This is a genomic window from Thioalkalivibrio sp. ALE12 (genome assembly GCF_000381105.1).
In the GTDB taxonomy this organism is placed as follows: Bacteria; Pseudomonadota; Gammaproteobacteria; order Ectothiorhodospirales; family Ectothiorhodospiraceae; genus Thioalkalivibrio.
This window is the reverse complement of sequence record NZ_KB905908.1, coordinates 187,710-199,003: the sequence shown is the minus strand read 5'-3', so window position 1 is coordinate 199,003 and position 11,294 is coordinate 187,710. Positions and strand designations below refer to the sequence as shown.

Sequence of the window (11,294 nt, the reverse complement as noted above, 5' to 3'; positions counted from 1 at the left end):
GATGCTGCCGTCCAGGGTCGATGTCCTGGTGGTGGGGCTGGGGCCCGGCGGGGCCTCCGCCGCGCGCGTATGTGCCGCGGCCGGGCTGTCGGTGCTGGCGGTCGAGCGCAACAAGGCGTTTGGCGAGCCGGTGCAGTGCGCCGAGTTTATCCCCAACCCGATGGGCGCTTATGCAAAGCCCGAGGGCGTTCTGCTGCAGCGCATCGATTCCATGCAGAGCTTCCTGCCCTCCGGCACCGTCGAGCATTCCGACTTCCCCGGCCTGATGGTGGATCGCGGCGAGTTCGACCGCGCCATCATCCGTGCGGCCGAGGCGAACGGGGCGCAGCTGGTCACCTCCACGCCGCTGATGGCGGTGGATGCCGAGCGTCACGTCGCCCGGGTGAAACATCAGGGCGCGGAGCAGGAGGTCGGCTATCGCGTGCTGATTGCCGCCGACGGTCCGCATTCTCCGGTCGCCGAATCGCTCGGCCTGGAGTCTCTGCCCACGGTGCAGACGCGCCAGTACACCGTGCCGCTGAAAAAGGCCTATACCGCAACCGATGTCTGGCTCTCCGACGATTATCCGGGTGGCTACGCGTGGCTGTTCCCCAAGGGGGAATGGGCCAACCTTGGTCTGGGCGCCGACAAGCGGATCGCCGGTGACCTTAAGGCCCCGCTGGAGTCCCTGCACGCCCAGCTTGTGGAGCAGGGCCTGCTGGGCGAAGAGATCCGCTACCGCACCGGCGGGGCGATCCCGGTCGGCGGCCTGCGGGAGTCACTGGTGGCGGGGGATGTCCTGTTTGTCGGCGATGCCGCCGGGCTGACCCACCCCATCACCGGCGCCGGCATCGCCGCCGCCGTGGTGTCGGGCGAGGCCGCCGGCGAGGCCGCGATCGGCCACCTGGAAGGCGATGCCGAGGCCTTCGCCGACTACGACGAGGAGATGCGCGACCAGTACGGGCCGGCGCTGGAGCGGGCCTGCGAACGGCGTGCCTTCCTCAACGAACACTGGCGAACCCCGCGGGCGCAGGAAGACGCCACCCAGCGCCGCGGATGGATTGCATTTTCCGAGTATTTCAACGATGGTGACCGGGCCGCGTAATCGGACCCGGTCGACGGATGCCTGGCATCCCCGAGACAACGCTGGAGGAACCCCATGAGTGCAAGTGCAGAGGAGATGGTCGCGCCGATCAACTTTTACCGGCCCGACTATCACATCAAGACCCCGGACATGCGTTCGCCGGAGTACGTGCAGATGTCCACCGCGGCCGCGATCACGCTGGGCCTGGTGCCGGGCACGATGCATCGCACGTCCTGCACGCACTGCCTTAACCTCCTGGTGACCTATCCGGAAGGCTGCCGCGCCAACTGCTCCTACTGCGGCCTGGCCCGCCACCGCGAGGAATCGCGGGACTACGCCGATCGCAACTTCATCCGCGTCGACTGGCCGACCGCCAAGTACGACGAGGTGATCGAGCGCGTCAAGAATCATGCCGACGCCGGCCAGTTCGAGCGCATGTGCATCTCCATGATCACGCACCCGAACTCCGATGCCGACACCGTCGAGCTGCTGGAGCGCTGGGTCGCCGAGGTCAACCATATCCCGGTGTCGATCCTGTCGAACCCGACCACCATGAGCTATGAAGACCTCCAGCTCCTGCGCGACAAGGGCGCGGACATCTTCACGGTCGCGCTGGACGCGGTGACCCCGGAGATCTTCGAGCGCACCCGTGGCAAGTCGGTGGAGAGCCCGCATACCTGGGACAAGTACTGGCAGTCCATCGAGTGGGCCGCCGAGATCTTCGGCCCGGAGAAGTTCGGCGCGCACCTGATCTGCGGCATGGGCGAGACCGAGGAAGAGATCCTGCAGGTCTGCCAGCGCATCCGCGACCTGGGCGGTCATAACCACATGTTTGCCTTCTTCCCGGAAGAGGGCTCGCTGATGGAAGACTGGAACCCGGTCCCGCGTGACCAGTGGCGCCGCGTGCAGCTGGGCCGCTTCGTCATCGACTACGCCGGTGGCCGCATCGACGACATGAAGTTCAACGCCGACGGCCAGGTGGTGGACTTCGGTCTGCCGCAGTCCGAGGTCGAGGAACTGATCGCCTCCGGCAAGCCGTTCCAGACCTCCGGCTGCCCCGGCAAGTCGGACGAGGAGGTCTCGGCCTGCAATCGCCCTTACGGCGATTCCAGCCCGACGGACATCCTGTCGTTCCCATTCGCGCTGAACAGCAGCGACGTCGGGTTCGTCAAGCGGCAGATGGCCGGGGAAGACGTCGGCACCTTCGACTTCGACGCCGACGAGGCGGAAGACGAGAAGACAGCCTGAAAACGATAGTGGTAGTATCCAGCGAAAGCCCCGGCATCCCCGGGGCTTTCGCACGTCAGGGGATCAATAAGACTTTTTGAATATTCAGGTTTCGAGCAGGGTTATCAAGGCCATTCCGAAGAGTGCCCTTGAACAGACCTGCCGAAAAACTCGCGACACGGTCGGTCACCGTGGCGCGGGCCGTGGGGACACCACCAAGACCGGACCGGCGGCATTACAAGGGGGCCGCGCGTAACCGGGGTGTTCGCACAACACAACAAGAAGACCACCAAAGGAGATACAAAATGGAAGCACGCATCATTCGCCGCAGCCTGGTGACGATCGCGGTCGGCCTGGCCATGGGCTCCGCCGGCGTCGCGCACGCCACCAACGGCTACTTCGCCCACGGCTACGGCACCAAGGCCAAGGGCATGGGGGGCGTCGGGATGGCGATCTCCCAGGACGCCTATGCCCCGGGCATCAACCCCGCCGGCATCGCCGGCATGGAAACCCGCATCGACGGCTCGCTTACCTACTTCCGTCCCGAGCGCTCCTATGAAGTATCCGGTATGCCGTCTGGCCAGCAGGGTACCTTCGGCCTGGCGCCAGGGGAGGTCGATAGCGATAGCAATAACTTTTTCATTCCCTCGATCGGATTCGTCCAGCAGATCGACCAAGATCGGTCCTGGGGTATCGCGCTACTCGGTAATGGCGGGATGAACACGGACTATCCGGCATTCGATAATCAGTTCTGCCCAGCAGGCACGGCTGGTACGGGGCCGTTTTGTGACGGCACGGCAGGTGTGAACCTGGAGCAGTTGGCGATTATTCCCACTTACGCGCAGAAGTTTGCTGATGGGCGCGTGAGTGTGGGTTTTAGCCCGATCATCAGCTATCAGCGTTTCAGCGCGGAAGGGCTCGGTGCATTCGGTGATTTCGGGTATAGCTCGGATCCCGAGAATCTGAGTAGTGGCAGGACGGATTCTTCGTGGGGGTATGGTGGGCAGATCGGTTTCCAGGCCGAGCTGGCCGAAGGGGCTCGCGTCGGTGCGAGCTATCGCTCGAAGATCCGCGCGGGGGACTTTGACAAATATGCAGGCCTGTTCGCGAATGGTGGCGAATTCGATATCCCGTCGACCTATGGCCTGGGTTTCTCGCTCGATGTGACACCAAACATCACGCTGTCTGCCGATTACCAAAAGATTCGCTATTCTGAGATTGATGCCATTGCGAATCCGGTTGCCAACGTTCAGCAGGCTCAATTTGGGGCGGATGGCGGTCCTGGCTTCGGGTGGGATGACGTGAACATCTTCAAGCTTGGTGCCCAGATCGATGGCGGCAACGGCTGGACCTGGCGCGTGGGGTACAACCGCGGCGAAAACCCGATCTCTTCCCAGGATGTGGTGCTGAATATCCTGGCGCCGGCCGTGATGGAGGATCATTTCACGGCAGGGTTCACCAAGGAGTTCGGTCAGCACGAGCTCAATTTCGCAGCCATGTACGCCCCGCGTCAGCGGGTTTCCGGCCCGAATGCGTTGGACCCGGCTCAGGAAGTCGAGATCGAGATGCGTCAGTACGAGCTCGAGATCGGGTACGCGTACCGGTTCTGATTGGGAGGTCCGGGGGCGGTCGCCTGACCGCCGCGGAGCTTCGGTGTCACGCGCCCGGGAGGGGCGCGCCGACCTTGAGGGGAAGGTCGGATCCGCCAGGGAGGGCGGGTGATTCTGAAGTTCGTGACGCACCGGGGGTGCGTTCCGGGCCCTTCTTCCTGTCGAGCGTTCCGCTCGAACTTATTAGAGAATTCAAAGGAGGATGCCATGCGAGCAATCCACGCCTTTCGCGGGAGTGTCCGCGCCGTCGGCATGGTCGCGGCGGTTGCGCTGTTCGCGGCGAGCCAGACCGTGGTGGCGGACAATTACCGTCCGTTCGTGCTGGCCTACACCGACTCGGGGACGGATGTCTCCGCCGAGGCGGCCCGTGTGCGGGAACGCCTGGAGGGGGCCGACTTCCGGTTCCTGGGCGAATATCCGGTCAGTGACGACCGCCATGTGGTCGTGGTGACCCACGATGATCTGCTGTCGGTGGCCGGCTCCGAGGCACGCGGCGGCTACATCGCCCCGATCCGTGTGGCCGTGACGGCCGTCGATGGCGAACTGCAGGTGAGTTACAACAACCTGGAGTATTTCCGTCATGCCTATCGCCTGGACGCACCCGTGTCCGGTGTCAGCGACCGGCTGGCCAGTACCCTCGGAGCGGAGCGCGACTTCGGGTCCGAGGACGGCATGAGCGAGCGCGACCTGAATCGCTATCGCTACACCTTCGGTATGGAGCGCTTCGATGCGCCCTACGAGCTGGCCAGTCATGGCAACCGGAGGGGCGCGTTGAGCGAGCTGGACAGCAACCTGGGCAACCGGGTCGCGGGGGTCAGCGAGATCTACCGGGTGGATATTCCGGGCCAGGACGTGACCGTGATCGGCGTGGCCGTGCGCGAGTCCGACGGGGCGGCCCAGGACTCGGCCGATCTGCACCAGCTTGGCATCGTGGATGTGGGCGAGTTCCGCCATACCGCGACGGTGCCGATCGAGATCCTGGTCCGCGGCGGCGAGGTCGAGGCCCTGCACATGCGTTTCCGCAAGGCGCTGCACTTCCCGGATCTGCGCATGCTGGGGGACAACAGCTTCATGCGGCTGCGCAGCTCGCCCGGCGCGCTGGAAGAGACCCTGAAGGAAGTCGCGGGTTACGAAGAAGAGGATACCGGCTTCGAGTGGTAAGACCGCTGGAGACCGCCTGCGCCATGGAACGGCGCAAGGGTGCGCGGAATTCCCGCGTAGCCCACTCAAGAACCCCGGTCCGCCGGGGTTTTTTTACGATCCGGACATGCACTTGTTTTATGCTCCCGCAACATTCGCGGCAGGACGCACATCCATGAAATCGATGAAGATCGCCAACATTGGCGAGATCCGCAACGAACTCAACAAGTACAAGAAGGGCAAGAAGCTCGATATCCACCAGTTCAACCAAGTGGCGCGCCTGGCCTGGCTGGGCAAGATCGTGATGCAGCCGCTGGATCTGGAAGACCCGGACTGCAAGTCCTTCCTGGTGTATATCCAGGAGCCGGAAGAGCTGGCGGCGCATTTCCTTGATACCGATCAGGAGCTGACCGGCGGCATCCACATCATCGATGGCGAGCAGGCGATGGCCATGGTCGAGATCATGCGCAGCGGGGTCGAGGAGCGCGCCAAGCTGTACGAGGACCTCTCGCGCAGTGACTTCTATTTCCGCTATTTCTACCAGCCCGGCCAGGAAGACAAGGCAGACGACTCCAGTGCCGGACAGGACAAGCCCGAGGGCTGACACTTGGTCGCATCCACGGTAACCCCGGAGTGGATCGACGCCGGGGCCCGATCCGCCGAAGAACTCCACGCGCTGTATACCGGTGTCGCGGCCTCCACCGCTCCGGATGCGCCCCCGCGTATCCTGTGGGTGCAGGCGCACGAGCCGCACATCTCGATCGGGGCCAGCCAGGACGCGGAATCCGACCTGGACCTGGCCGCCTGCGCCGAACAGGGTGTGCCGGTCGTGCGGCGTCCACTGGGCGGCGGCTCGGTCTGGGTGGACGCCGACCAGGCCTGTTTCTTCCTGATCCAGCCGCGCCAGGTGCTCGCCCGCGGGCATCGCCACCTATTCGCCGTGGGCCTGGGCATCGCCATGGATGTGCTGCGCGCGCTCGGTCTGGAGGGCGTGGAGGCCCGGGGCCAGGATGTCTGGGTCCAGGGGCGCAAGATCATGGGGACTGGGGCCGCAACGCTCGACGAGGGCTGTGTGTTCGGCGCCAGTTTCCTGCGACATTTCCCGGTCGAGCGCTTCCTCGCCTGCGTGTATGCCCCCAGCGAGGGCTACCGTGACTGGTTGCGCCCGGCGCTGGAGACGGGCATGACCGACTGCGCCCGCCAGTGTCCGCAGGTCCCCGCGCCCGCGCAGGTCGAGGCGGCCCTCCAGGGTGTCTTGGAACGCCGTTTCGGCATTCCGGCACGCCGGATCGAGCCGGACCGGGCGACCCTCGATCAGTGGCTGGCGCTGGGGCGCGAGGAGCTGACGGACCTCGCCGACGGCCAGGGATCGCCGTCGGTGCGCGATGGCATCCGCGTGAACCGCGACAATCACGTGTTCGAGACCCGCGGGGCCTGCGGGCGCCTGCGCCTGCACGTCGAGGGGTCGCATATCGCGCGGATCTGGTGCGAGGATGCGGCCACCACCGCCATCCTGGAGGAGCGCCTGGTCGGTGAATCGCCGGAACGCCTGCGCGTGCGCTCGCGCCTGAACGGCCAGCTCGATGCCCGCATGGTGGATGAGATCAGTGCCCGCATCGACGGGCTTTATCGCGGAATCGCAGCGGCCTGACAGGCCCCGGTCCCGAGCCCCCTCCCCACGAACGCCGGAGAAGCCGCATGTCCGAACCGACGATCGAACGCCGCCTGGAGAAACGCCTGATCCTGATGACCCGGGACGGCGCGATGGGCGAGCGCCTGCAGGCCCAGCTGCCGCCGGAGTGGCAGTTGCACCAGGTCACCGACCTGGATGAGCTCGGGCCGTGGAACGAGATCCTGCTGTACCGATTCCTGCTGCTGGACCTGGACGAGATCGAGGCCTACGACCCGCTCGACGTGATCCGGATGCTGCGCATGGAATACCAGATCAACCTTCCGGTATTCTGCTTTGGTGGCGATCAGGACATCCAGGATGAAATGCGCCTGGCCCGCGCCGATCGCTTCTTCGGGCGCGACGAGATGATCGAAAAGCTGCCCGAATTCGTCCGCCAGTACGACTGGTAGCCATCGGCCCGCGCGGGGCCTGGCGCCGCGAGGTGTATTGCAGGGAGATCGTCGAATGGACCCCATCATCCGGGTGCGCGAGCTGTACAAGGTCTTTGGCCCGAACCCGCAGGAGGGCCTGCGGCTGATCGAGGACGGGCTCGACAAGGACACCATCTTTGAGCGTACCGGCAACACGGTGGGCGTGAAGGACTGCAACCTGGATATCGCCGAAGGCGAGATCTTCGTGGTGATGGGGCTGTCCGGGTCCGGCAAGTCCACCCTGGTGCGGCTGCTGAACCGCCTGATCGAGCCGACCGCGGGGACCGTCGAGGTCCGCGGGCGTGACGTCACGCGCATGAGTCAGCGCGAGCTGATCCGGCTGCGCAGCGAGGATCTGGCGATGGTGTTTCAGTCCTTCGCGCTGATGCCGCACAAGACCGTGATCGACAACGCTGCGCTGGGGCTGGAGATCGCCGGCGTGGGCCGCGCCCGGCGCCGCGAGCGCGCGCTGGAGGCGCTCGACCAGGTTGGTCTGAAGGCCCATGCCCGCAGTTATCCCGACGAACTCTCCGGCGGCATGCAGCAGCGCGTGGGACTGGCGCGGGCGCTGGCGACCGACCCCTCCATCATGCTGATGGACGAGGCCTTCTCCGCGCTGGACCCCCTCATCCGTACCGAGATGCAGGACCGGCTGCTGGATCTGCAGCGCGAGCACCGGCGTACCGTGGTGTTCATCTCCCACGACCTGGACGAGGCCATCCGCATCGGCGATCGCATCGCCATCATGCAGGGCGGCGAGGTGGTGCAGGTTGGCACGCCCAAGGAGATCATCCTCGATCCAGCCAACGAATACGTGCGTTCGTTCTTTCACGGGGTGGACATCACCCAGGTGTTCCAGGCGCGCGACATCATGGACAGCGAGACCATCCCCGTCCTCGCGGCGGATACCACGGCCGGCGAGGCCCGTAGCCGCATTGCGCGCGTGCCCGGCAACGAGGCCGTGATCGTCGATGCCGCGGGGCGTTTCCAGTCCGTGGTTCAGGCCAAGCGCCTGGGCGAGCTGACCGTGGACCGCCCCGCGAGCGAGGTGGCCGTGGAGGTCGAGCCGGTGGGCGAGGACACGCCTCTCGCGAATCTCCCGGGCCGGGCGGCGCAGGCGTCGGTGTCCATCCCGGTAGTGGATGCGGAAGGACAGTTCCGGGGGCTGGTGACCCTGCAGCGCCTGGTCGAGGCCCTGGATCGCAGCCGGACCGCGGCCGCCGCGAACGGAGATCACTGACATGGAAGGACGCATCAACATCCCCGTGGGGGACTGGATCGAGACCGCGGTCGACTGGATCCTCGACAACCTGGAGCCCGCGCTGGACGGCATCGCCTGGTTCCTGGGGCTGCTGACCAACTCCTTCGAGGGGGCGCTGCTGGCGATCCCGGCGTGGCTGCTGGTGCTGATCCTGGTCGGGCTCAGCTGGTGGCGGGTCAGCTGGCGCTTCGGCATCTTCGCCATCGTGGCGCTGGGGCTGATCCTGGGGATGGACCTGTGGGAGCCCACGATCAAGACGCTGTCGCTGGTGCTCGCGGCGACCGCCGTCGCGCTGGCGATCGGCATGCCGGTGGGTGTGGCGATGGCGCGCAGCGACTGGGTCGAGGCGTCGATCCGTCCGGTGCTGGACCTGATGCAGACCATGCCGCCGTTCGTCTATCTGATCCCGGCGGCGATCTTCTTCGGGCTGGGCACCGTGCCGGGTGCGATCGCCACGGTGGTGTTCTGCATGCCGCCGGTGGTGCGCCTGACCAACCTTGGTATTCGCCAGGTCAACCGCGAGCAGATCGAGGCGGGGCTGGCGTTTGGTTGCAATCGGCGCCAGCTTCTGACCAAGATTCAGTTACCTCTGGCGATGCCGTCCATCATGGCCGGCATCAACCAGACCATCATGCTGGCACTCTCCATGGTGGTGATCGCGTCGATGATTGGTGCCGGCGGGCTCGGCAATACCGTGCTGACCGGTATCCAGCGGCTCGATGTCGGGCTGGGGTTCGAGGGCGGCCTGGGCGTCGTGATCCTCGCCATCCTGCTCGACCGGATCACCCAGAGCGTAGGGCTGCGGCGCAAGGCGAGCGGCTGATTCGGGCTCGTGCGCGGCGCCATCCGTTTCACTCGAAGGAAGGAGTAGCACGATGAACAAGACACTGACTTCAACCCTGCTGGGCGGCGTGCTGGCCGCCTCCATGGGCCTGTCCACCGCGCAGGCCGACGATATCCAGATCGGCTGGACCGCATGGTCCGACGCCGAGTTCGTGACCAAGCTGGCCGAACGCGTCATCGAGGACGAGATGGGTTATTCGGTCGAACTGATCCAGACCGACATCGCCCCGCAGTATCAGGGCCTGGCCTCCGGCGATATCGACATGATGCTGATGGCCTGGCTGCCGGGGACCCATGCCGACTATATGGAACGTGTCGGGCAGGACGTGGTGAACCTCGGCCCGCTGTACGGCAATGCCCGCCTGGGCTGGGTGGTGCCGGACTACGTGCCCGAGGATGAACTCGGCTCTATCGAGGATCTGAAGAAGGACTCGGTCCGCGATCGCCTGGACGGCCGCATTACCGGGATCGACCCCGGCGCGGGCCTGACCCGGCTCTCGGAAGAGGCCCTCGAGACCTACGGTCTGGACGGCTACAGCCTGCAGATCTCCTCCGGGGCGGGCATGACCTCCGCGCTGGACCGGGCGATCCGTCGTGACGAGTGGATCGTGGTCACCGGCTGGAGCCCGCACTGGAAGTTCGGCGCCTATGACCTGCGCTACCTGGAAGACCCGGAAGAGGCCCTGGGCGGCTTCGAGCGCATCCATGCCCTGGCCCGCGAGGGCTTCGCCGAGGAGTATCACGATGTCGCGATGATGATCTCGCGCATGCACCTGAACCTGGACGTGCTGGAAGAGGCGATGTTCTACGCCCAGGAGAACTCCTACGCCGAGGCCGTGGACCGCTTCATCGAGGACCACCCGGAGTACGTGCAGTACTGGGTGACCGGCGTGATCGACTGATCAGCACGGACTACCCGCAGCACCCGAAAGCCCCGCCCCGGCGGGGCTTTCTTCGTTCAGTCCACTGCATTTTGTTTCACCACGAAGCGCACGAAGGCACGAAGAAGGGCCAGGTCAAGGGCTTTTCACCACAGAGGGAACAGAGTTCACGGAGAAAGGATCTGGCTTACCAAAGGGCAGGATGTGATGAGCACCGCGAATCGCATCATCTTGCGGCCTTGGGCTGCCGGGTGCCCGGATGGATGCGTTTCGCGGCGCTCAACCGCATCCTGCTCGCAAGAACCTTTCACCAATCATCGTCATCCAGGAAACTGCAAAGCGGTCGTCCGGTATCTCCTGGGGCTGGCGATGCGTTGGTGGCAGGCTCGAAAGATCCCGGCTCTCCGCTGCGCTGCGGCCGGGATGACAGGAGGGTAGGGGGCGGCCGAGATGACAGGGTTGCGGAGGGGGCTGCCGGGATGGTGGCGGTGCCAGCCGTATGTCTAGGTTTGTTGTTGGGGCGTGGGCCACCGGTGCACCCGGCCCGGAACGCGAAAGGCCCCGGGCGGGTCGCCGCGGGGCCTTTGAGTGACGCGCCCCGGGGCGAGCCGCGGGGTGGGGCGATCCGGGATCAGCCGATCCAGGCGTGCTCCAGCACGTCGATGCGGATCTTCTCGTGGAAGGTCTCGCCGTTGCCCTCGATCACCAGGTCGCCAATGCGGGTGCCGGCGGTATCAAAGCTGAACTTGCAGTCGAAGCTGCCCGGCAGGGACACGCTGCCCTCGCACAGGGTTTCGCCTTCCACCGAGAACTTGCAGCTGGCGCTGCCGGAGCCGTTCAGCATGGCCTGGACCCGGAATTCCTCGTTGATCGGACGGCGGTACACCTCCGGGTCGCGGTTCGGGTTGTACTGCAGGTTGTTCAGCTTGACGAGTTTGACAAGTTTCATACCGGGTCCTCTGTTGAAGCGCTGAATCCGAGTGACGGGCGCCTTCGCACGCCCAACCCCGCAGCCGTGGGGCGTTTGGTTCATGCAAGTGCGCAGGTTCGATAGAATATAAACAGCAAATGATACAACAAAGCCTGCGCGAACACGATTGGCCGCCCGCCCAGCGCGCTGGAGGGTAACGCTGCGCACGCGCATACACCAGTCCCTGCCGGAGATC

Annotated in this window: 11 protein-coding genes; 10 read left to right on the top strand and 1 reads right to left on the bottom strand. The window is 65.3% G+C overall.

Features of this window, described 5'->3' with window-relative positions; genetic code table 11:
- Window position 1: 1 nt before the first annotated feature.
- From F614_RS0108405 to F614_RS0108360, 10 genes are all read left to right on the top strand, one after another.
- Window positions 2-1,084, top strand: a complete 1,083-nt coding sequence (locus tag F614_RS0108405) for an NAD(P)/FAD-dependent oxidoreductase (protein WP_018877056.1) — start codon at window positions 2-4, stop codon at window positions 1,082-1,084.
- 54 nt (window positions 1,085-1,138) lie between these two features.
- The gene (locus tag F614_RS0108400; protein WP_018867543.1) at window positions 1,139-2,311 is read left to right on the top strand and encodes a radical SAM protein; all 1,173 of its coding nucleotides are present in this window, start codon (window positions 1,139-1,141) and stop codon (window positions 2,309-2,311) included.
- 284 nt (window positions 2,312-2,595) lie between these two features.
- A complete protein-coding gene (locus F614_RS0108395; RefSeq protein WP_019558706.1) occupies window positions 2,596-3,900 on the top strand; it encodes an OmpP1/FadL family transporter in 1,305 nt (434 codons plus the stop codon).
- A 207-nt stretch (window positions 3,901-4,107) separates the two neighbouring features.
- Window positions 4,108-5,061, top strand: a complete 954-nt coding sequence (locus F614_RS0108390; protein ID WP_019558705.1) for a hypothetical protein — start codon at window positions 4,108-4,110, stop codon at window positions 5,059-5,061.
- Window positions 5,062-5,215: 154 nt separating this feature from the next.
- Window positions 5,216-5,644 (top strand): hypothetical protein, encoded by a 429-nt coding sequence (locus F614_RS0108385; protein ID WP_018867540.1) that lies wholly within the window; start codon window positions 5,216-5,218, stop codon window positions 5,642-5,644.
- A 3-nt stretch (window positions 5,645-5,647) separates the two neighbouring features.
- Entirely contained in the window at window positions 5,648-6,691 is a 1,044-nt protein-coding gene (locus tag F614_RS0108380) for a lipoate--protein ligase family protein (protein WP_019558704.1), read from the top strand.
- A 47-nt stretch (window positions 6,692-6,738) separates the two neighbouring features.
- Window positions 6,739-7,122, top strand: coding sequence for a hypothetical protein (locus F614_RS0108375; RefSeq protein ID WP_019558703.1), 384 nt, complete (start codon window positions 6,739-6,741; stop codon window positions 7,120-7,122).
- 55 nt (window positions 7,123-7,177) lie between these two features.
- Window positions 7,178-8,383, top strand: a complete 1,206-nt coding sequence (proV, locus tag F614_RS0108370) for a glycine betaine/L-proline ABC transporter ATP-binding protein ProV (protein WP_018881368.1) — start codon at window positions 7,178-7,180, stop codon at window positions 8,381-8,383.
- A 1-nt stretch (window position 8,384) separates the two neighbouring features.
- Entirely contained in the window at window positions 8,385-9,227 is an 843-nt protein-coding gene (locus F614_RS0108365) for a proline/glycine betaine ABC transporter permease (protein WP_018877051.1), read from the top strand.
- 52 nt (window positions 9,228-9,279) lie between these two features.
- A complete protein-coding gene (locus F614_RS0108360; RefSeq protein ID WP_018879886.1) occupies window positions 9,280-10,149 on the top strand; it encodes a glycine betaine ABC transporter substrate-binding protein in 870 nt (289 codons plus the stop codon).
- A 610-nt stretch (window positions 10,150-10,759) separates the two neighbouring features.
- Here F614_RS0108360 and F614_RS0108355 read toward each other — a convergent pair.
- Window positions 10,760-11,077 (bottom strand): hypothetical protein, encoded by a 318-nt coding sequence (locus F614_RS0108355; RefSeq protein ID WP_019558702.1) that lies wholly within the window; start codon window positions 11,075-11,077, stop codon window positions 10,760-10,762.
- Between the last annotated feature and the right edge of the window lie 217 nt (window positions 11,078-11,294).